Origin of the sequence: Eudoraea adriatica DSM 19308, assembly GCF_000382125.1 — a bacterium.
In the GTDB taxonomy this organism is placed as follows: domain Bacteria; phylum Bacteroidota; class Bacteroidia; order Flavobacteriales; family Flavobacteriaceae; genus Eudoraea; species Eudoraea adriatica.
The window spans coordinates 658454-681217 of record NZ_KB907547.1; the positions used below are offsets into that span (position 1 = coordinate 658454).

General features: G+C 41.0%; 20 protein-coding genes. 12 read left to right on the forward strand and 8 right to left on the reverse strand.

Annotated features, from left to right (window positions below; all coding sequences use genetic code 11):
- Positions 1-80: 80 nt before the first annotated feature.
- From G504_RS0106670 to G504_RS19135, 3 genes are all read right to left on the reverse strand, one after another.
- Positions 81-1709 carry a nitrilase-related carbon-nitrogen hydrolase gene (locus G504_RS0106670; RefSeq protein ID WP_169336902.1) on the reverse strand — a complete coding sequence of 543 codons (1629 nt, stop codon included), beginning with the start codon at positions 1707-1709 and terminating at the stop codon, positions 81-83.
- Positions 1710-1828: 119 nt separating this feature from the next.
- Positions 1829-2938 (reverse strand): helix-turn-helix domain-containing protein, encoded by a 1110-nt coding sequence (locus G504_RS0106675; RefSeq protein WP_019669380.1) that lies wholly within the window; start codon positions 2936-2938, stop codon positions 1829-1831.
- A 110-nt stretch (positions 2939-3048) separates the two neighbouring features.
- Entirely contained in the window at positions 3049-3933 is an 885-nt protein-coding gene (locus G504_RS19135) for a TlpA family protein disulfide reductase (protein WP_083930702.1), read from the reverse strand.
- A gap of 431 nt (positions 3934-4364) precedes the next feature.
- On the opposite strand from G504_RS19135, the gene G504_RS0106685 reads away from it, so the two are divergent.
- Both G504_RS0106685 and G504_RS0106690 read left to right on the forward strand, forming a co-directional pair.
- Positions 4365-5453 (forward strand): hypothetical protein, encoded by a 1089-nt coding sequence (locus tag G504_RS0106685; RefSeq protein WP_157473064.1) that lies wholly within the window; start codon positions 4365-4367, stop codon positions 5451-5453.
- Between the two features lie 130 nt (positions 5454-5583).
- The gene (locus G504_RS0106690; RefSeq protein WP_019669383.1) at positions 5584-7788 is read left to right on the forward strand and encodes a PQQ-dependent dehydrogenase, methanol/ethanol family; all 2205 of its coding nucleotides are present in this window, start codon (positions 5584-5586) and stop codon (positions 7786-7788) included.
- Between the two features lie 196 nt (positions 7789-7984).
- Here the strand turns inward: G504_RS0106690 and G504_RS0106695 are convergent, their stop codons facing one another.
- Entirely contained in the window at positions 7985-8683 is a 699-nt protein-coding gene (locus G504_RS0106695) for a hypothetical protein (RefSeq protein WP_019669384.1), read from the reverse strand.
- Between the two features lie 311 nt (positions 8684-8994).
- Between G504_RS0106695 and G504_RS0106700 the strand changes: the two genes are divergently transcribed.
- Entirely contained in the window at positions 8995-9774 is a 780-nt protein-coding gene (locus tag G504_RS0106700; RefSeq protein WP_157473066.1) for a DUF6090 family protein, read from the forward strand.
- A 39-nt stretch (positions 9775-9813) separates the two neighbouring features.
- A complete protein-coding gene (locus G504_RS0106705; RefSeq protein WP_019669386.1) occupies positions 9814-10644 on the forward strand; it encodes a DUF6090 family protein in 831 nt (276 codons plus the stop codon).
- Positions 10645-10690: 46 nt separating this feature from the next.
- Here the strand turns inward: G504_RS0106705 and G504_RS18365 are convergent, their stop codons facing one another.
- Positions 10691-11710: a HupE/UreJ family protein gene (locus G504_RS18365; protein WP_019669387.1), complete on the reverse strand. Its 1020-nt coding sequence runs from the start codon at positions 11708-11710 to the stop codon at positions 10691-10693.
- A 5-nt stretch (positions 11711-11715) separates the two neighbouring features.
- Complete coding sequence (locus tag G504_RS0106715; protein WP_019669388.1) at positions 11716-12603, reverse strand: peptidyl-prolyl cis-trans isomerase; 888 nt, start codon at positions 12601-12603, stop codon at positions 11716-11718.
- A 265-nt stretch (positions 12604-12868) separates the two neighbouring features.
- Here G504_RS0106715 and G504_RS0106725 point away from each other — a divergent pair, with 265 nt between their 5' ends.
- From G504_RS0106725 to G504_RS0106750, 6 genes are all read left to right on the forward strand, one after another.
- Positions 12869-14329 (forward strand): YiiX/YebB-like N1pC/P60 family cysteine hydrolase, encoded by a 1461-nt coding sequence (locus G504_RS0106725; protein WP_019669389.1) that lies wholly within the window; start codon positions 12869-12871, stop codon positions 14327-14329.
- 194 nt (positions 14330-14523) lie between these two features.
- On the forward strand, positions 14524-15288 hold the full coding sequence (locus tag G504_RS0106730) for a DUF6090 family protein (RefSeq protein ID WP_019669390.1): 765 nt from the start codon (positions 14524-14526) through the stop codon (positions 15286-15288).
- 120 nt (positions 15289-15408) lie between these two features.
- Positions 15409-15594 (forward strand): hypothetical protein, encoded by a 186-nt coding sequence (locus G504_RS0106735; protein WP_019669391.1) that lies wholly within the window; start codon positions 15409-15411, stop codon positions 15592-15594.
- A gap of 400 nt (positions 15595-15994) precedes the next feature.
- On the forward strand, positions 15995-16363 hold the full coding sequence (locus G504_RS0106740) for a hypothetical protein (protein ID WP_026348438.1): 369 nt from the start codon (positions 15995-15997) through the stop codon (positions 16361-16363).
- Positions 16364-16514: 151 nt separating this feature from the next.
- Positions 16515-17360, forward strand: a complete 846-nt coding sequence (locus G504_RS0106745; protein ID WP_019669393.1) for a LytR/AlgR family response regulator transcription factor — start codon at positions 16515-16517, stop codon at positions 17358-17360.
- Between the two features lie 114 nt (positions 17361-17474).
- The gene (locus tag G504_RS0106750; RefSeq protein WP_019669394.1) at positions 17475-18434 is read left to right on the forward strand and encodes a cupin domain-containing protein; all 960 of its coding nucleotides are present in this window, start codon (positions 17475-17477) and stop codon (positions 18432-18434) included.
- Positions 18435-18648: 214 nt separating this feature from the next.
- On the opposite strand, the gene G504_RS0106760 is transcribed toward G504_RS0106750, so the two are convergent.
- Positions 18649-19266 carry a hypothetical protein gene (locus G504_RS0106760; RefSeq protein WP_157473068.1) on the reverse strand — a complete coding sequence of 206 codons (618 nt, stop codon included), beginning with the start codon at positions 19264-19266 and terminating at the stop codon, positions 18649-18651.
- A 974-nt stretch (positions 19267-20240) separates the two neighbouring features.
- Between G504_RS0106760 and G504_RS0106765 the strand changes: the two genes are divergently transcribed.
- Entirely contained in the window at positions 20241-20720 is a 480-nt protein-coding gene (locus G504_RS0106765; RefSeq protein ID WP_026348439.1) for a hypothetical protein, read from the forward strand.
- Between the two features lie 457 nt (positions 20721-21177).
- On the opposite strand, the gene G504_RS0106770 is transcribed toward G504_RS0106765, so the two are convergent.
- Positions 21178-21468 (reverse strand): DUF2188 domain-containing protein, encoded by a 291-nt coding sequence (locus tag G504_RS0106770; protein ID WP_019669397.1) that lies wholly within the window; start codon positions 21466-21468, stop codon positions 21178-21180.
- A 216-nt stretch (positions 21469-21684) separates the two neighbouring features.
- Here G504_RS0106770 and G504_RS0106775 point away from each other — a divergent pair, with 216 nt between their 5' ends.
- Positions 21685-22764 carry a cadherin repeat domain-containing protein gene (locus G504_RS0106775; RefSeq protein WP_019669398.1) on the forward strand — a complete coding sequence of 360 codons (1080 nt, stop codon included), beginning with the start codon at positions 21685-21687 and terminating at the stop codon, positions 22762-22764.

A 22764-nucleotide genomic window follows, 5' to 3' on the forward strand; every position in this document is an offset into this window, starting at 1 on the left:
TAAGCTGACCTTATGGAGCCTGTTCAGGGGTAAACAGCAAGCCTCATAAGGTCAAAAACAGGAAACCTTTCTAAGTTGTATTACACGCCCACTACTTTTGTCTTTTGCTTATTTGGTACTGTTTTTCCTTTTTTAAAGATTTTTATTAACATCTCAAATAGGATATATGCGATAAATACCATGGCTGAAAAAGGCAGGAGATCTCCAATACGATTATATATGGTATTTATTCCGTGTACCGGAGCACTGACCATTAGAGTTTTCTCTTGCGAGCTATAGAAGTCTGTACTCCCGAGTAAATTACCGTAGGGATCCGTTGCAATCGAGGTAGCTCTCGATACCGGCCTTATTACAGACACTCCATTTTCAATACCCCTGATGCCGGACATATAGGCATGGTAGGGATCTATGGCCTTCCAGTCTCCTGATGGCACCAATAAAATATCTGTTCCTTTTTTGCCCGATTGTTTTAAAAAGTGCGGAAAATCAGCATCGTAGCAAATAACCGGGGAAAGCTTGCCGTAAGGGGTGTCTATGACCGGGATGATATCATCCGATCCGTATTCCTGTTCAGCAAAGGGCACCGGATTGCTTTTCAGATAAACATTGGCTACCTCTCCCTCCGGAGTTAAGGTAATGGTTTTATTGACCAGCAACAAGCGTTCGGGATTATATGGCCCCGGATTGACAACACCAAGCGACATGAAAAGGTATATTTGTTTTTCTTTGGCCATGGCTTTTGCCCTTTCAATAACCTCATCCTCCTGCGTATTAATGATGAACCCGATGGCTTCGGACCAAACAACTATTTTTGCTCCCTGATCGGCCATCCGTCTTGTTTTATTAAAAAGCAGGTCCAGATTGGCATTCAATGCGTTTCGTGTATTAGTGAACTTCTCCATGAATGGATCCTCAATAAAGGGTACCATGGCCCGGTTGGCTTCCTGAAGCTCTGGCGCTGTCTGCGAGGCATCAGGTTTAATGGTGATGGTTTTACCAAACTCATCATGATAAATGGTTTCTGAAACATTAGTGTTATCTATTGTAATCCCTGCAACCTTCACGGTTTCTTCTTCAGCATAATCCACTAATGATATCCTTATTATTCCAAAGGCTAAAACGATAAGATAAATAGATCCTGCTATGATGCCTCCCGTTCTTATTCGCGTCCATTTCCATTGTTGTGCCGCCATCCAGTTTGCCAGCGATGCAAACCAGGCAATTAAAAAGGAGATCCCCCAGATACCAAATACCGAAGCAATCTGCTGTATTGCCGTAAATTGGTATTGAGTATTGGCAATTGAACTCCAGACATCTCCTGTTTCCAGGGTATTCAGGTACTCAAGCACAACAAATGCCGAAGGAAAAATAAGGGTTCCAAGAAAACCCCTTTCCCGGGCTTTGCTGAGCCTATCGACAAGGTAAGGCAGTAATGCTTTGGCTGAAATTATAAGGAGCAGAACCATTAGAAAGGGAAGCGGGGCCGGAAACACCTCATAGACTCCCACCAAGCCAGACACATAGAGGCCAAGAAAACCAAATACAATGGCCTTCCACACTTTGACCATACGTGTAAAATAAAGAAAAAAGGCAAGGCCAAGCCAGGGTCCGATAAATACGGTCCATTTAGCAGAACCGAGGGTCATAAAAAACATACCCAGGAATAATGCCAGGTACGGATTTGATAAATAACGTTTTAAAGTTTTCATGATGTGATGATTTTTGAACAAAGTAATGGCATACATTGTTCAAAGTCGACTGAGTACATGAAGTCGTACCCTTTAAATGCGTTCGATATTCGGTACGTAAAATCGAACCTCTTAAATATTTATGAAAACCTGGATTTATAGGCTGTTGGGGTGCTGCCAGCATATTTCTTAAAAGCGGTATTGAAACTGGATTTGGAATTGAACCCCACTTCATACATAACCTCAAGGACAGTAAGCTTATTGTCCGTGGATTCCCTGAATATCCTTTTCGCTTCTTCAATGCGATAACCATTGATCAAATCAAAGAATGATTTGCCTAATTCTACATTAATAAGGGTAGACAATTGGCGGGAAGAGATTTGCACCTCTGAAGCCAGGTCATTTAAGGTAAGGTCAGCATCAAGGTAGGGTTTGTTTTTTGTAATGTGAGCATTCAGCTTTTCCAGCAACGATTTATTTTCTCCCTGTGAACCGGCTCCATCGACAGAACTGCGTTGGGCACCGAGAAAGATCTCGTTTTGGTGTAATCCCTTTAGCAAAACACTACTGATAAAGAATAGCAGCCCAACCAATCCAACAACTATAGCCCCCTGATCAAAAGAGATAAGCTGGCTATGCCTTAATAGATTGGAGAAGGTGCTTGCCAGGACAGAAATGATAAATACATTCACCAGGAAATTCAGCCAATTCAAATTAATCTTATCCAGGTTGGAAAAATGTTCCACAATGGTCTCACGGTAATTCCTTATCCGGATCTTAATGGCTAGCAAATAGGAAAGCTCATAAATAAACCCAAAAACAGAGATCATAATAGTACTTAGGTCCTTTCCTTTTTTAACATCTTCCAATACCCACTTCTGCATTTCCGGGCTCTGGCTGTAATAGAAAATGAATAACAATACCAACGCGATTGCAAAGGGGAGGGCATGCAGCAAATGAATAGTTTTAAGCTTGAATTTTTCGTCAGTCAATGACTGCGTATATAATAAAAGGAGCGGGGCATGAAAGATGACAAGGCTGTTGAGGATGAGTGCATATTGGGTATTGACCTCAAAATATCCTGAAATGAGCAAATAATAGTCGAGTAATCCGAAAGCCAGGCTCAAAAAGAAAAAAGCCAGAAGGTAATTGCTTAGTTTTCTCCCCTTTTTTGAAAAGAAAAGGAAAAAACTAATAAAAAACAGCTGAAAGAGGACCAGCAGGCTAAGTATTTTAAACAGTTCAGGCATGAAAAAACAACTATTTAAATATTGACTCCGGCCTAAAGGTAAGAAATACTATTTCTACGCTTTTTTTTGAACACAGGAGATCCCTACTTTATTAACCTCTTTCACAAAGATTATGGGTCTGCATTCAATAGGTATTCCAGTTTCTTTTCTGCATCATCCAGGTTTCCCAAAAAGATCTTCTTCCCTTCTTTATCAAGAATCATTACAGTAGGATATTTATAAATACCTAAAGCATCCATAAGGTCCTGATTTCCGCGCAGTACGGGAAAAGTGTATCCCTTATCTTCAATTTTAGAAAACAATTCTTCGGGGTCGTCATTCCTGTTTACGGCATATAGGGCAAATGAATCATTATCCCTGTAATTTTCATAAATTCTTTGTAGCTCCGGAAATTTAACCCAGCAAGGCGGGCATCTTACAAACCAGAAATCCAATAGCACAACCCTGCCTTTAAGGGTATTGTTGCTTACCACAGATTCTTCTTTGTCCAGAAATTCAAATGGTGGCACCTCTTCTGCTTCAACATTGCCTGTCCAGTTCCCATATTCAATTTTGTGAATCCAGAGATCATTAACCCCCGCAGCCATTACTACTGGAAACAAGGCCAGCGCGATCATCACCAAAATTCTTTGCCATTTACCGATATAGTAATAATAGCCAGCCAACAAACCTAATAACCATGTGATATAAAATGGGAGTGTCTTGATGGTAAATTTAATGGTGGTATTATACCCATTTAAGATCATCAGGCCAAGAATTACCACTCCTAAGGTCACCATAACCCCGGAAAACCCTATCTTCTTCTTAAAACCCAGTAAAGCAAGCCAGCTAAGGCCAAAGGCAACCAAAAAACTAATGATAAATCCGGTTCCTTTTGCAATCCCCAAATTATCTGCAAAGGCCCCCATTATAGCTGCGAAGGACAAAAGCAATAAACATGACCCAATAACGAAAAGAAGAATAACAATTAGTGTATTAATGATGATTTTTTTCATAATCTAAGGGATTAACTAGCCGTTGGTTTGTGCTATAATATTTGCCTTTAACTATTTATCTTCCGGGCTGTTGCCCACTTGTAAACCCAATAAGGTTCCATTTTGAATGTCTTTTTTTATTATCGAGTGAATACAAGTTACAAAAGTATTCTGTAATGCTTAAAAATGGAACGCAATGGAATAACCAAAAACTTCACGGAAATTGTATACAAAGATGGCAGGTTCTATGGCACAAAGAAATAAACAGTTGAGTAAATAAGCCCTATTGTCTTTTTATAATCCCATCTCTGATTTTACGGATGGAAATTGGCATTAATAGGTCTTGGGATAAGGAAATTATCTACCCACTTTTTATTTAAATCTCTGTTACCGCCATGTTTATATGGTTTCTTTCGATTATATTTAACAAGACCATAAACTTTATTCCAGCAATGACATTCCTTTTGTTGTCCTCCTTTCAAAAAAATAATCCTTCATTAAGCCTGGCAGCGAGCTGTATCATTCTCTGCCTTGCACTGGCCTTATCGTCCTGCAAATCTATGGGCCCCAAGACTATTCCACAGGATAGTTTCAATTATAACCAGCGTATCGCCAACCATGAGAACGAACAGATGCTGCTGAATATAGTGCGGCTAAGGTATTTGGAAATGGCCCGTTTTATGAATGTGTCCTCCGTCATTAATTCATACACCCGTGGAGGGGCTGCCGGCGTTAGCGGGGGTGCTAACCCTGTTGGAAATTCAATTGGAGGGAGTATTTCCTCAAACTGGTCTGACCGCCCTACGATTACCTATACACCCATGACCGGACAGGCTTTTTCACAAAGCCTGCTTACTCCCCTACCGCCATCGGTAATCTTTTTTTTGATCCAGTCCGGATGGTCCGCAGAACGACTGATGCGATTAACCAATTCGATGATAAATGGAATCCACAATGAGATTGGTACGCCAGGGGAACAAAGGCAGAGTGATCAGAAATTTAACGAATTGCTCGATGTTCTCCACCAGCTCCAACGCGCCGGTGCTCTAGGTATGCATTTCAGAGGTGATTGGCCAAAGGTGGATGTAGATATTATCCTTCCCGAGAATCCCCGAACAGATTCTGTTCGGAGGGCCATTACAAAATTCAAAGATCTTTTGGAGTTGGATCAGGACATCAACATTTTTGATATTGAATACGGGGTAGTAGTTGAAAGGAAAAATCAAATTGTAGTTCAGACGCACTCCATCCTGGAAATGATTTCTAACATTTCCTGGTATATTGAAGTTCCTGAGGAACACGTCAGTGAAGGGCGGACCCTGGCAACCTTCCGGCCCGATGATCCGGACCTGATCCATATCCTGGCTACAAAAAATAAGCCCGAAAATGCTTTCCTGAGCATTAATTACAGGGACCATTGGTACTACATCGATGACCGGGATGTGAAATCAAAAAACACCTTTGCCGTCATGCAAATGCTGATGAGTATGGCAAAAGACGGCTCCAGCGCCGTGGCGCCCCTGATCTCCATAGGTAATTAACCCTTTGTGCACTATATATAACTTCCGCTAAAATGAAGTCAACCATTAATGTTTTAGCATAGGTTAAAGCATGCCTCGCTATAAATAATAATTTGTTATCTTAGGAAGAACAACCAACCACTTCCTTTCGATGATCAATTTCTATAGTAAATTCCGCAAAAACCCAACAGACGGCTACAGGCCTTTAAAATACATAAGACACCTAATTACATACAGGATTCAAATAAACCTATTGTTTGGCTTCCTCGCTGTATTACTTACCGGCTGCAATCAAAGTCCTGAAAAAGGATCCGTTGAACACATAAAAGCGGTTACCCATGCAGTGAACTATGACCGATTGATAAATGCAGACAAAACCCCGGAGGATTGGCTCTCTTATGGCAGAAACTACAGTGAGGACCGCTTTAGTCCGTTAACCCAGATTACGAAATTAAACATAGACAGTTTGGGCTTGGCCTGGACATTAAATCTTGGTACTACCAAAGGGTTTGAAGCAACGCCTTTGGTGGTAGATGGTATTATGTATGTAAGTGGGCCGTGGAGTATTGTATATGCTGTTGATGTCAGAAAAGGAGAACTTATCTGGACTTATGATCCCAAAGTGCCCGGCAAATATGGGGAAATAGCCTGTTGTGATGTAGTTAATCGCGGGGTGGCACTGTATAAAGGCCTTGTTTATGTAGGAACATTAGATGGCCGGTTAGTTGCCATTAATGCCGTAACCGGTGAAAAGACCTGGGAGGTTTTAACTGTAGATCAAAGTGAAAGTTATACCATTACCGGTGCACCAAGGGTGTTTGATGGAAAAGTAATCATTGGCAATAGTGGTGCTGAATATGGTGTCAGGGGTTATGTCACAGCCTATGATGCTTTAACAGGCAAACAAAGCTGGAGGTTTTACACCGTTCCCGGAAATCCTGCAGATGGCTTTGAAAATGAAGCAATGCGCAAAGCCGCAGAAACATGGACCGGAAAATGGTGGGAATCCGGTGGTGGTGGAACTGCCTGGGATGCCTATGCCTATGATCCGGAACTGAAATTAATCTATGTGGGGGTTGGGAATGGCACCTTATGGAACCAGGCATTGAGAAGTCCTCAGGGGGGTGATAACCTTTATCTTTCTTCCATAGTTGCCCTTAATTCTGACAATGGAAATCTGGAGTGGTATTATCAGACTACTCCGGGAGACAACTGGGATTATACAGCCACGCAACACATTATCCTTGCGGAAATTGAGATCAACAATCAACCCAGGAAGGTTTTGATGCAAGCGCCCAAAAATGGTTTCTTCTATGTACTGGATCGCACCGATGGAACCTTAATTTCTGCAGACCCCTATGTTTATACCAATTGGGCAACCAGAGTTGATTTGGAGACCGGACGCCCTGTAGAAACCGATTACGGCAGATACAAAGAAGTTAATGCCCAGATATTTCCCGGCCCGGCCGGCGGGCATAACTGGCAGCCTATGGCTTTCAATCCGGTTACGAATTTGGTTTATATTCCGGCGAGGGATCTGTCCATGATTTATGGTCAACCATTAAATTGGGAATACAAGAAAGATATCCGAACCTTCAATATTGCCCTTGGCGGAAATAAAAACGCCATTACCCGTATGGATTCCCTGGCTCCGGATGAAAAAGGAATGTTGATTGCGTGGGATCCGATTAAGAAAAAAGAAGTATGGAAGGCACCACATAAATCTACCTGGAATGCCGGAGTCCTGAGCCTGGAAGATCTTGTATTTCAGGGAAATGCAGAAGGTTTCCTGGTTGCCTATGACGCGGAAGACGGGACAGAGGAATGGCGTTTCAATGTGGGTTCAGGGGTTGTCGCTTCACCCATCTCTTATATGGTAGACGGCATACAATACATTACCTTAATATCTGGCTGGGGTGGTGTTCTTGGCAGGTATGTGCGATTTACAGATCAGTTATATCCCGGGACTATATATACGTTTGCATTAGGCAAAAATGAAGCTGCTCCTGTATACCCGACCATTAAAAAGGAATTCATTGATCTGGAGGTTACTGCTTCCATGGACAAAATAGAAAACGGGAAGCTGGTTTTTAACCAATATTGCAGCAGATGCCATGGCACGCCGGGAAATGGCGGGGGTGCTTATCCGGACATTGCGTATTCGGAAAAAGCAGTATTTGGAATGTTTTCCCAAATAGTAGGGGAAGGAGCATTTCTTGCCAAAGGCATGCCCAATTTTGGAGATCGGTTAGATGAAAGTCAGATAACTAATGTTAAGAACTATATCATCCATGCGGCCAGGGTATTAAAAAATGGTAAAAAGGGGGATGATGAAACGTTGCGCAACAATCATTAAATGCACGAACAGTTGGGGTTTTGCACACTATGATGATCTAATGACCAATTATGGTAAGCCTATTTAAGGCGCTTAAATAATTTCGGTTTTATCTGGCATTACGATAAAAACAAAGACAGGCATTTAAAGCATACCTGTCTTAGTTATTTAAAACTTAGAATCCTGTAAATTATGCCACTTTAAATGGCTTTATCCCTTACCAGGCTCCCAGGAGTAACCGCAGGCCTGAGCCTTTCATTTCTACCCCTCCGTTATTTTCAACAAAATCTTCCCAGGCTTTCTCCCGTGCTTTGAGGGCGTCACCGGCAAGCAATTTATTTGCTCCCCCAATGGCCGTCTTCATGTCTTTAAACCCAACCATTACCCAGCGGTTGTAGTTGCCCGTTCCCATTCCTACGGTGGGAGCACCCATGTTTACGAGAACGCCTGCCGGGTTATGTGCAGAATGGAATTTTTTATGTGCTGCATCAAAGGTTTCTGTATCTTTGACATCAAGGAAATACATCCTTTGGGCACGATAACGCACATTGGTTTCCCCAACTAAGGAAATATTCCTGCCCATAGCAGAGCCGGACCCGTCCTTAATATGCTGGTTCAGGCGCGTTAAAAAAAGAGAGAAAGAGTCGTTAGGCCCCCCTCCGTACATATTTCCCAGGGCCTCCTGGGAGCCAGAAAAAACAATGGAATGGGTGGCATCGCCACCTGCAAAGTGGATTTCAAAGAGGCGCACAAAAACGTCCTCAGGCTTGTTCTTGGAATAATAGTCTTCCACCAAATTGTAAACGGTGGCCTGGTTCTGTGGTTCTACAACAAATGTATAAACCGTGTAATAGCTGTCCTGGGCGCTTACCGAAAAAGCGATAAACATTGCAAATGCAAAAATAATTTTTTTCATAATTGGTTGATTTTTAAGATTATGTCAATAAGGTAGTGAAAAATTGAACATCCTGAGGAAATTATCCAACCTATTAGCCTTAACCCGGTGTCCGATTAAAGAATCTTATACCCGACCTGACTCTCAATTAAATGCACTGTAATATCAGAAAAGGCCTGTCTCCCTTTATTCAATAATTCCTTACCTTGGGAAAAACAACCAGCCACTCTTTTCCATGATCAATTTCTTTAGAGGACAGAGCGTTAAGAAAACATTCAGTGAATGTTTTTAGCGAATGGGCCAGATGGCGTGTTGGCGTTAATATCAAAACTATGCTAAATTTTTTTAGACGATTTCGCAAAAAACTCGCAGACGATGGCAAACCTTTAAAATACCTGAAGTATGCCATAGGGGAGGTGCTTTTGGTAGTGATTGGTATATTGATTGCCTTGCAGATTAACAATTGGAACTACAAACGCCTGGAACGGAAGGAAGAAATCCAAATTTTAAATAGTGTTAAGAATGATATAGAAAATACAATCGCGGAATTTGATCATTTAAATCAAATAAGAGCGCAGATGCTTTCTTCCACTAAAAGCATTTTTAAATTGACCAACTCCATGGATTTTGAAAATAGAGAGTTAGACAGCCTGATAGGGCTTACTTTTTACCGGCCTACTTTCAATAACATACTAGGCACAATTGATCAACTATTTAGTTCAGGCAAGATTAGCCTAATCCGTAATGATTCTATAAGGAACTTCCTGATCTCCTGGCCGGGATCTATAAATGACATGATTGAAGAAGAAACCTATGCCATGACTTTATTTCAAAATCATTATTATCCTGTGATGGCTAAATACATTCTCATACAGGACGTCATTGACCAGAACTTTTCCACATCATTCTTCGGCACACAAATAAGGCAGGAAGAATATTCAGATATTCCGCTGAAAAGTGACCGGGAGGGCTTACTAAGAGACCGGGAGTTTTTGAACCATTTACGAATGAGGGCCTCACATTTACAAACTACAAATACGGAAACCAAAGAACTCACTCTTCATGCCCGAAAACTTATTGAAATGATAGATAATGAAATAAAATTGCAGTAATAAGATAAATAGAGTTATGAAAGCCCATACCCCGGACCAATGCTAAAATTCTTTCGCCAAATACGACAAAGACTGCTTACTGAAAACCCGCCTGCCGGGTCACGGAGGGCAGATAGATTCGGGAAATATCTGTTATATGCCATTGGGGAGATTATCCTTGTAGTTATTGGAATTCTCATAGCGCTACAAATCAATAACTGGAATGAACAGCAAAAGCAAAATAAATTAGAAAAAGAATATTACTGCCGGTTGCTGGAAGATGTTATTCAGGACAGGGAGCAAGTGACCAATTTAATAGCCCAGTCTGAGGCCAGATTAAAAGCATCCAACCAGGCGGTGCGGCTTCTCCAAAAAGAAAAGACCAGGAAGGAAGAAATAGGAACACAAATCAGCCTTTCGATACGAGCTATATATTCCGACTTTAAACCCAATAATTCCGCCTTTGAAGACCTGAAATCCGGAGCGAACCTGAATATTATCCGGGACAAAAATGTTATCCGGGCTTTAAATAATTATTTTAATAAAGTAGACGGTTTTATCAGCATTATAAAAGTGAACGGAGAGAATGCAGTAGCCATCAACTTTTCACATCGGGATAATTTTGCCAATGGCTGGGTTGAAGCTTATATGGGCAGAGACCGTTTTTTAAAAGGCATGGAGCAAGATGTTTACGCGGCCATGCCATTAGATAAGGAAGGCATCATAGCTGAAGACATGAAAAAAAGACTTTATAATGATGCGCTTTATTATATTTCCTCCAATGCACGGCAAATTGAACTCTATAATTTCATAAAAAATGAAATTGATGTTTTGACCCGGCTTTTACAGACAAAATGCCCTGTAATGAATAATAAAACTGGTGACGATTGATATCAATAAAGAAACCATTTTCGTAATATGGCTGCCCATATAGTATTCATACTATAAATCCGTACAGCCTTTCAATCATCCAGAAACTGGCAATTGACCCGCAGAAGTAAGCAGCCAGCCTTTCAAGTTTAATCCGATTGAACTGCAGTCTGGCAACCACGTTTTTATCTATAAACAGTTTGCGGATAAGGATCCAGAGAAGAAGTATCCCCACTACAAATATGATTTGCCCCAATTCAACACCAACATTAAAGAACAGCAAGCTGGTTAAAATCTCCAGCTGTGGTAATCCAATCTCGGCCAATACCGCCGCAAACCCGAAGCCATGCAATAGCCCGAAAGAAGATGAAACGGTAATGGGATATCTGTAGGTGAGGGAGTCTTTTTTCTGCAGTGCAATTTCCACGGCAAGGTAAACCACACTTAAGGCAATAACTGCTTCCACAGGAGGAATAGGTAAACGCACCACGTTAAGCGCTGATAATGCCAGGGTAATAGAATGTGCAATAGTAAACCCGGTTATGGTAATCCACAGTTTTTTACCTATCCCTGCAACCAGCATCAAACAAATTAGAAAGAGCAGGTGGTCCCAGCCTTCAAGGATATGCTGGATGCCAAGTTGGGTATATTGCCTGGCTACCCCGGCCCAGCTTTCTTCTTCAGGAACTGTCCACAGCAGTTCATCCGGACCCAGCAGTTTACTGAATTTTTGGCCATTCAGCAAGGTTATCTTCATAATACAGGATACGGAAGGATTCATCACAGGGTATTGAATTTGGATATCTCCGCCATTGAGGGCTGATGCCGATTTAAAATTCTGCCTTTTAATAAATCCTCCTGAACTCTGATAAAGGGTGATTTTGTCAATCGCCTCAAAGGACTCCGGAAGAAAAATTTCCGGCAGGTTGAATTCCGGAATGGTCGGGGGGATTTTGTACTGCAATTCAAATACCCCGGCCTTTTTTTCGGTGATTTCAACAAATAAGGGGCGACCTTCATGTGCGCTAATGCCACTTAGTCCGCATAAGAAAATTAAACCCACTAAGAAATTCCTTTTCCAATCCATGGTGCCTAATTTATTTCGGGGCGCTTATAGGTCACTTCAACAGTATAGCCGTCAATCACAGCCTGAATACTCTGTTGCTTTATTTCCTCTTTCTGTTCATATCGGGCGTCTTGCAGCACTTGTTCTTTTATCTCCTCTAATTCGGGATAAAGACCTTCTTGCTTTCCTACTATTAGAACCAGATGGTATCCGTATTCCGACCGAAGTGGTCCTATCCACTGAGAAGGATTGGGGTCTGCTTCTAAAATAGCATTGGCCATCTCCTCACCAAAATGACTTACTACATAATCCCTTCCTTTTTCAACATAGTTGGTGTTGTAATAAAAACGTTCACCATAGGCAGGGGCTTTTTCAAAGGGTACTTTTTTCAGGTTTAACTCCTTCAGGGTACTTTTAGCGAGCTGGGAAGCTTCCAAATCACCCCGATTGTCCGTCTTGAAAAAGACATGGGTAAAAGTAACCCGGGCAGGCTCGTAATATTTGTCTTTATTTTCCTCATAAAAATTTTCCAGGTCTTCATCCGTGATATTGACAGCCAGTTCACCAATGCCCTCACTTAAAAATTCGACTTTCTGAATCATCCTGTTTTTGATGATATAATCTTCCCGGTCCAGTCCCATGGCCATAGCCTCACGGTAAAGTACTTCTTCCCGAACATAATCCTGTATCATCTTATCCAGTTCCTCCTGTGGCAGGCTGGCCAGCTTTTCTTCAAATACCTCCGCATTAAAGGCCTTGGAGCGGTATTGAAAATAGGTCATGAGGGCTTCTTTATCCACAACAACTGTTTTGGAATCTATTTCATTCTCATCCCCAAAGACCCGGAAAAGCAGAAAAAACCCGAATCCGATCAAAAGAAAATGGACCAGGGGTTGTTTTAAAAATGATTTCATCACTTGAATACTAATTTCTGTCAATTTATAAATTTCTGTAGTAAAAAACTATTGAGATTCCTAAACCTCAGCGGTTATTGTATGACCAAATAAGAATGGGCTGCCGGCATCTTCAGAAAGCCAGGTTAACCTATAAGGAACGGACATATACAAGTCCGGTTTGATATATGCCGAATTAAAATGGTTTACGGTAAACTGTTGGTATTGGAAAGTGCTATATTTACAAGGTGGATAAAGGCCTACTCCCCCTGACCCACCTTATTTTATGAAGAAAATATTTAAGGTTTTACTAATCGTTGCAGGGCTCTATTTCCTGCTCCTTATCCCTCTTCCTGAAAATACAGGTGAACTCCAAAAAGCATCGCAGTCTCCTTTTATCTGGGATCAGGATGCCCTTTGGGAAAATCTGGAAAAAACTTTTCTCAAAGCCAGGGCAATGCCCACTAATGAATTGGATTCATTATTACTGCTTATGATTGGGGAAACTGATAGCATACTGCACGCACACCAAGATATAACCACAGGCCCTAAAGAGGATTTTTACCCACTGATGGAAAAGCATTTCTTCCGGATTGCCCCTCTGATTGCAGCCCAGGAAAACAAATCTGACTGGTATATTAGTTTTTATAACCGGCTAAGAAAAAAATTAAAATCAGATGCCCGCAGCTGGGATATGAATAGTGTGGAGGCCCGTAACCTCTCTTATCGCATTCTTTATGGCATCAGGGCTGCAGTGGAAGAGATTTTATTGCAATCTTCAGACGATGAATTTGTTTCAACCATGTATGTTATGGACGAACCTTCGGCCACACCTTCGGTAGATATCTTGGGAATAAAAGTGCATAGCGGGGATTTGCTCGTTAGCCGCGGTGGCGCTGAGGTATCGGCCTTTATTTCGAGGGGGAATGATTATCCAGGTAATTTTTCGCACGTTGCAATTATCCATATAGACCAGGAAACCAACGATCCTTTTTTAGTGGAGGCTCATATTGAAAAAGGGGTAGCCCTGGCATCCCTGCAGGCATATTTAAATGATAAAAAGCTGAGGTTTATGGTGATGCGCCCAAGAGCGGATCTGGAACTAATGCAGGCAGATCCCATGCTCCCTCACAAAGCTTCCCTTTATATTTTTAACGAATCCCAGGAAAGACATATTCCGTATGACTTTAAAATGGACTATTACGATGCATCGGCCATGTTCTGCTCAGAAGTTGGATCCTATGCGTACAAACAATTCGGGCTTAATTTATGGGAGTTTGAGTCTACGATCTCATCGAACGGTATTATGGAGTGGCTGAGTAATTTTGGGGTGGAGAATTTTGTAACCCAAATGCCTTCCGACCTGGAATATGACCCTATGTTGAGTGTGGTAGCGGAATGGCGGGATAAAGAAACGCTGTTTCAGGATCATTTAGACAATGCCGTTATGGATGCTTTGATAGCGCGGGCAAATAATGGTGAAAAACTCGATTACAATATATGGCTGCTACCTATGGCAAGAGCACTTAAGGCCTATTCATTTTTTCTCACTGCCATAGGAAAAGAAGGGGTTATCCCTGAAGGAATGGGGGCGGTAACTGCTTTGAAAAACAATGATTTTGTGGATCGTTTTAATAAATGTAAAGTCGTGACAGCTTCTAAAATTGCGATTTTTAGAGAAGAAAACAACTACCTACCTCCATACTGGCAAATGGTACGGTTCGCAGAAGAGAGTGTCGTACAATGAGTTATGCATAAAAAATAGCCCTTGTAAAGATCCCCTAAATCATAATAAGGGTTACTTTATCCGGAATCCGGGAGCAGATGAAACATCGATTATTCATAGCAATAGTGAGATAGTTTTTTCTATAGGAATGAGGACAGCGCCATGTATGTTGAATTATTCTTTATCTTAGGAAGAAGAACCAACTTTTTATTTTCATGTTTAAATTCTTTCGCGAAATCCGCAAAAAACTAGCAGATGAAAACAAGCCTTTAAAGTATTTGAGGTATGCTATCGGGGAGATTTTATTGGTAGTTGTTGGTATATTGATAGCGTTGCAGATTAATAATTGGAATGAAACCCAAAAGGCAAGATCAGAAGAAAAGGCTCTGTTAGAAAACCTGTTGGAGGATCTGAAATCGGCCAGTCTGCAATCGGAGGGATTTATTGGTAAAGAACAGGAGCTTATTGATAATTTAATCTTAGCCATGGGAATACAGCCCGATGGTGCTCCTTTATCTACGGCATATTTTTCTGATTCAATTATGATTGATATGATCTGGGATTTTGAATCCAATGTCCCTGTAATAAACTCCTATGCTGAAATAAAAAATACCGGCAAGGCTTCTTTAATTCGTAACCGCGAGATACGTCAAAAGTTTACCAATCTGGAATTAAAGATTAACAACCTTAATAACCTTGTTAAGGACCGTCTTACCGTACAGCAGATTAGAATTGATAACATTGCGCAGGATCACCTGAATTTGGTACGTTTTACCATGGATACCAGCAATAATCTGGATGTCAACATACAAGGAGAGCCCGTGAACAATTATCCGGAAATTTTAAAACGTCCAACTGTACGAAACCTGTTAGCCATGAAACTTTTACTTACTGATGATGTACTAAAATTCAGAATGGAGTTGCAAAACGAAATTGACCTGATTATTGAATTAATCGATAAAGAGCTCGGGGCCTTCTGAATAGGAAGTATAAATTTAAGCTGTTTAACTCTTATAATAATTTCCTACCTTAGGAAGAATAGCCAGCCATTTGCTATGATTAATTTTTATACTATTATTAACCAACTAAATCATTGAATTATGGATTACAAAAAATCAATTCTCCATCTGGTAATTAGCCTGTTTTTATCCCCTATTATTGTTTACATTATATTACTGGCAGCCAAAACGGCCGGTTCTAGCTATGAAATGTCTCATGGGGAAACATTTATTATCTGGCTGCTTATGGCAATTGTTATAAATCTGTCTTTGAAAGAGAAGGTATAATAAATAACCGACCGTTCATTGCCGGGGTAGCGGGAAACTTTTAAGTAAGATTTTTGAAGCCTGACTATAGGGCCATAGGTAACAGGCTTTAACTGCGCGGAAACTCTTGACCTCTATCTGAATATAAGGTTAGGAGTTATAGACGCTTCATCCCTCAGCCGGGAAGGAATAAAGGCAACCAAAAAGGCCGGCTAAAACAATGTGCAATACGGGAATGGATCTCCAAAAAGTTGCGGGTAAAAATTGAATATGGGTTAAATTATATTAAAAACTCCCTTCTCTCCTAAGGAGCTTCTTTGCTGTTATCCATATAAAAATTGTCATGGCGGTGACATGATAAAAATCATTTAGCAGCCCGTTTGCATCTATTATATTCGTCCCAAATCTTAAATCTAAAGTTATGAAACAGCTCATTTTAGCACTATTATTCGCAATTGGAACAATGGGCCTAAATGCAAAGGACGCCAATTACATAGCGCCCCAGGAGGTACAGGTTGGTGATACTTTTAAAATAGGCGACCCCGACGCACCAAGGTATAAGCACATAAATTTTCCAAGGCCCAATTTTATTTATAAAAGAGGCGGGATTGCCAATTACAAAGGCTTACCGGGAAGCAAAGTTGTTGTAACATCTGTGAAGGAAAAGACGGACGGCACCCTGGTAATTAAGATCAAAAAGGTAGATGGGGGACGGTTCTTCGGAAGCCACTGGGAAGTATCTGCAGATTTGAAGGGGGCACTGGATACAGGTGAATTACTTGAAAATTAAAAAAGGTTTATTCGGAGATGTGGTAAATCATTAACCCTAACCAATACCCTGTTAATAAACCACCCTTTTTTCTGCAAATATTGCGTAACCAAAAGGGACGGGTGCTGGTGCGTTTTTAAATCCCATTGGTAATATCCTATATTTGCATGTGATGGATACTACTCATGCTTTTTTCCTTACACGCCGCTACAAGTGGATATTGAGTTTGGCAAATGGGATATTCCTCTATCTCTTTCTAATAGCGTTCCTTCCTTTTGGGGTAAATAATTACGATCCATATCATGAGTACACCGCCAGTTTTCTCCTGGAGATTGGAATATTTATACCCGTGACTATAGTTTTGACGCTTATCAATGAATTTGGTGTCAAAGCTTTCTTTAAGGGCCGAACAAGTTTGAACTTTGTTATTGGGTGGACCGCATGGTCCCTGATCTTCCTGGGATTGGGGGTTTTCCTTACGTACAACATCCTTGGCAACTGGCATGATTGGAAACTAACCAGTGTGCCTGGTTTTATCAGGGATATCTCTGCCGTTTTACTGTTTCCAATGGGCGGTACATATTTCTATTTCAGGTACAAAAAGCTTCAGGAAAAATATGATTCGGTGCTTACCAATATAGGTGCCACAATAGACAATACGCAGATGATCCATTTTTCGGGAGAAGGAGCAAAGGATAAAATCTCCATTTCTGTATCCGACTTTATATATGCGCAGGCCCAGGACAATTATATAGAGTTATTCTACCTGAAAAATCAAACCCCGTCCAAATTCCTTATCCGCTCATCCCTGGGCCGGATGTATGGTAGTCTGGAATATGATTTCCTGGTGCGTTGCCATCGTTCCTATTTGGTAAACTTGTTTAATGTACACTCCATAAAAGGAGGGCTGAATGATTTGCGGATCACTATGAGCTACATCGATACGGAGATCCCGGTGTCCAAAACCTTTGCCGACGACACCCTGGAAAGCCTTCGTAAATACAAGCGGTTCCAATAAACCAAAATTCACCCCAAATAGTCCAATTTCACCCCAAACAGGGCAAAATTCGAGGGCAGGTCTTGTAGTGTCTCTATATTCGTCTCAATAGCAATCTTTTAAATTTTATAAATCATGAAAACAAATTCGAAAACAAAAAACTATTGCCTTAATTTATTCCTGGGGGTCGCATTCCTGTGCTTCTCATCTTCAGGCCTTTTAGCACAGCAAGGTGAAGAAAATACCGAAGCTATTCTCCAATCTTTTGTGGAAAGTTATAAAACAGACCCTATGGCCATGTCGGCAACATTTGGTATTGCAGTTGGAGACGACTGGTGGTATGTTGTATCAAAAAGAAAGGAAGAGGGATATAAAGTGGGGAAGAGAAAACAGTACACCTTTCACAATTTTGGCCCAAATGAAGTTTTGCTGTATAAAGGAAAACCCGAAAAACCTACATGGTATTTCCAATTCGACGATGCCGGTGTCCTGAAAAAGATTGACTCGAAAGTATGGACGGCCAGCACCGCATCAGCCCGCTCTACTGCTGCCGATAAGGTAGCCCTGGACATATTGGCAATGGAAGGCTATTCCTTTACACATAAGGACGATGGCATCTCCTACCAGATCCTGGAGCATTTTTGGAAAAAAGATGCTGTAGAGATTACAAGATTTAACAGGGATAGTTCCCTGCCAAGCCATGGGGCAGCTTTGGTATCGCTCTATACCATGAAAGACAAACGTGTTGGGTGGTTCAGTTTAGGAACAGATGAAGCCGCCAATGCCGACCGGAATATGGATAAAGGGCAAGTCCCCAATCTTATGATCTTCACCAAAGGCCGGGGTAAAGGTCAGTTTGGAGATGGAGAATATGACATTGAGCCCGGCATGAGCGTGTTTATAGGTCCGTATGTAAAGCATGTCATCTACAACCCCTACGAAGAGCCTTTGGAAGGGATTGTTGTATTATTTGGTGATAATATCGATTTTGCAAAGGGCCAATCTTATTTGGCGTTTCTGGAAGAAGAATATCAGTTTCTTGAAAATAACCAAATTAGGGTACAGCAAAGCGATACTGCTTTAAAAGAACAGTAGTCCTCCTTCATACTATTACGAAGGGCCAGGCCCTCCTTCATTGCATTTCGGTGATCTAGGCCCACTTCATTGCATTTCGAAGGGCCAGGCCGGGTGAATCCCGGATGCTCAATAATCAAAAGGCAGTAAAAAATTAAAATATCAAAATCCAAATTTCAAGGTCAGTTTATAAGGCTTTGGGATTTGGTTTTTGTCATTTGGAAATACAAAAGAATTATTCCTGAACATAGTACACATCAGCCAATCTATACGCCAAAAAGTCAATGATCTCTGAATCTGAAGAGCCTTTGCGAAACATTAAATAGGCATTTTCCAAATGTTCTTTTTTAAAGAAATCAAGATCGTCAGAACCATAGGGGCTAAAGGCGTTCCATGATTTTAGTCCCTCCAGCATGTTCCAATGTGCTTCATACATCAATTTTGCAAGTGCCAATTCTTTGTCATACGCCGCCCTGTCTGGTCTGTCTTTAGAGGCTAAGAGGAGGTTATTATATTGCTCCAGCAATTGCTGATCTGCCTTTTGTGCCTCGTCTAGCAGGCTGTAACAGGCCCTGGAGACATAGGCGTTATATAATTGAACAAACAAGCTAGCCCTTTCCCGGGCTATAGGCGTCATTGTTGCCAGAATTTCCTGTTCGCTGTAAGCATAAAGCTCCTCTTTAACGGTATCACCGGAAGTACTGCCATTAAATGGATTGACCCCAACTGCCGATTGGGTGGTTTCCTGCCCGGTTATATATTCTTTTTGAATGTGCTGCTGAGCGTTAGTGCCAGCAGTAAACAGCAGCCATAATAGCGCTGAAAAAATACGCAGTACGTTTTTTCTTTCCATTTCCACCAAGAGGTTTTAATCCCTTTTTGCGTCCCTGTTCTAAAGGGCGCTGATTGTTCCTCAAGAAACAAAAAGAAGGAAGTTAAAAAAAGAAATGCCTTTAAAGCGTCGATATAATCGATAAGCATGCTATAAAAAAGATGGCCGATGTAAAACCCTACAGGCAGGTGCCATAAGTTTTGGGATGGCCTTCATGTCATTTCGATAGGAGGCACGAAGTGCTGACTGAGAAATCTGAAAGAAGTACGAGGTAAGGAAGGAAAAGAAGTGCGAAGTAAGAACTGAAAAATCCAAAAGTAGTCCAAATAAATCGCTAAATATGTTTCAAAATAACCTTCATGTCATTTCGATAGGAAGTACGAAGTACTGACTGAGAAATCTGAAAGAAGTACAAGGTAAGGAAGGAAAAGAAGTACGAGGGAAGAAAAGAAGTGCGAAGTAAGAACTGAAAAATCCAAAAGTAGTCCAAATAAATCGCTAATTACGTTTCAAAAAAACCTTCATGTCATTTCGATAGGAAGTACGAAGTACTGACTGAGAAATCTGAAAGAAGTACGAGGGAAGGAAGGAAAAGAAGTACGAGGGAAGAAAAGAAGTGCGAAGTAAGAGCAAATAAATTCCAGTATTCAGTTTGGAAAACACCTCTATGTCATTTCGATAGGAAGTACGAAGTACTGACTGAGAAATCTGAAAGAAGTACGAGGTAAGGAAGGAATTGAAGTGCGAAGTAAAAACAGGGAAAGCTAATGGATAGTTCAATTAATCGCTGAGTTTAGTTCAAAAAAACCTTCATGTCATTTCGAAATGAGTTACGCAGTAACGATTGAGAAATCTAAAGAATTGAAGGGTCCCATGAAGTGCAGTACGTTTCTACCAGCAAACTGATCAGTATCATTGCGGACAGCAGCAAATCTCAATAAATTTATAATTGTAACCGGAAGGAGGATATGCCCCTTCTCCTAAAATTTAGCGCTATGAAAACGTTCACATATCTATTTTTGATCTCATTGATCTCGCTGACTTTCTCCTGTAGTGATGATGATGACGAAACTGTACTCACCAAAGACGGAACGTTCCCGATCAGCGAACTCGCCGGAACCTGGGACGCCACCAAAGCTCAGTTCAGTGTAAACACCGTCTCCGTAGATGTAGTGGAGGATGGGGGAACTGCCCTCATGTCTGTACAATCTAATGGCCGCTTTACCCTCACAATAAATCCCACAGATCGGGATTCTTATACGGTAAGTGGAGAAATGTTCTGGGAAGCGTGGAAGCAAACATTCTATTTCGCTATTGTCTGGGATGATGACCCTGGTGATTGGGATACCTACGGCCACACCTATGACGGAACAACCCTATCCTTTAATGGGGGTGCAGATACCGGGGAATACGACTTTGACAATGACGGGGATATGGAATCCTGTTCGGTCCATTTTATCTTTGATCGTTCCTGAGGCCTTGGGCGCTAATACCGGCGAAAGGTGCACAGCAATCTAAAGAAAAAGAAGTACGAGGGAAGGAAGGAAAAGAAGTACGAAGTAAGAACAAGGATAGCCATAGGCAGCAAAATAATTCCCTGTATTCAGTTCTGAAAACAACTTAATGTCATTTCGATATGAGGTACGAAGTAACGATTGAGAAATCTAAAGAAAAAGAAGTACGAGGGAAGAAAAGAAGTGCGAAGTAAGAGCAAATAAATTCCAGTATTCAGTTTGGAAAACACCTCTATGTCATTTCGATATGAGGCACAAAGTGCTGACTGAGAAATCTAAAGAAAAAGAAGTGCGAGGGAAGGAAGGAAAGAAGTACGAGGTAAGAGCAAAGAAATCTCTGAATACCCTTCTACAACACCTTTATGTCATTTCGATATGAGGTACGAAGTGCCGATTGAGAAATCTAAAAAATCCACTTTTAATCATAGTTAATACGATCGCGGATGGTGCCATCCTCTCTATGGATAATCACATCAGCCTTATATTTCCTGGCCAGTTGTTTTGCTTTGCGAATAGCTGTATCCTGGCGCCGGTGTTTAGAGGTAATACGTTTATTCCCCTCACGCCTTACGGCCCAACCATATTCATGCGGCACAACATGCTGGTGCCAGGTCTTTCCCCTTTTGCTTTGACGCGAACTTTTAAAAAAGACCTCTACAAGCTCAATTAAAATATCTATCCAGGAACCGGATTTATTGCTTTTCGCCATTTGGCATTTTTTACTGCTGCCGAAGATACTATTTTCAACTAAGACTCCAGGGTACCCTGTTTCCCTATACTACCATTGCTATCCACCTCATCTGCTCACCAACTCCTTTTTAACGATTCTTCCATAATACACCTGAGTAAAATTTATGTTGGAATAATTCAATAATTCGTTGCAAGCCAATTAATTTCTTATCTTGATAAAAGTAACCACTAAGCCATGTTACGCTTCTTCCGTCAAATACGACAACGCCTCCTAACGGATAACCCGCCTGCCGGGTCACGGAGGGCAAATAGGTTCAGCAAATATCTGCTGTATGCCGTTGGGGAGATTTTTCTCGTGGTTGTGGGGATATTAATTGCGTTGCAGGTGAATAATTGGAATGAGCAGCGTATTCAATTAAATCGCTATGAATTCGGAATTGAAAAAATTCATAAACGCCTTTTCGCCAGCTCTCTTTATTGGGAAACATACCAGGACAGAGCTCAGTATCAAATTGCTGTAATAGACAGCCTGCTAGATATACCCGATTCTATTCCCCCCAATCGAATGGTGGGGAATTTATTGGTTCTGGACGAATTAATTAGAGATTGGTATGTTGATGCTCATTTGTATCTTGATTATCTGAATTTCTTTCCAACAGATTCAGTTCAATTTGACATCTACGAAAGTCTGAACAGGTATTTCAATGGAGCCTATCAAGATCTTGAAGCATATTACAAATTAAAGGAGGAGGAAAGTTTTATGCACTTATTGAAAAATCAAAACATGCCGATCTGCGACCTTATTCCTGGCCAATCATTTAAAAATTTCATTCGTGAATGCAGTAATACAAAAGTCAGTACAGAACAAATTAGTGATCTTAAAGAACTTATTTCCACCAAAGAATTTCGTGCCAGACTTCAATTGCAAAAGACGCGATGTAGAAATCTTATGGTTACGGAATCGACACCTGAAAGCCCCGTTCTAGAGACTATTGAAGACTCTTTTGATTTTCTGAACAGACATTTTTATTCTATGGAAATAGTTGGATCGGGGACCTTGCCAGGTAGTTGGGATAATGGGATTAAAATAACTCCGTCAAATAAAGAATACTCTATCTGGCAGGATACCGTTACATTAAAGGATGGGGAAATAAAATTTCGTGTAGATAAAAACTGGAATTTTAATTGGGGTATAGGTGAAATGGATCAGGATAAATTAGTATTTGGCGGACCTAACATACCTGTTAAAGCAGGTACTTTTCTGGTAACTATCAATTTGGATAAAAAGAACTATGAGTTAAAACTAATCCCGTAA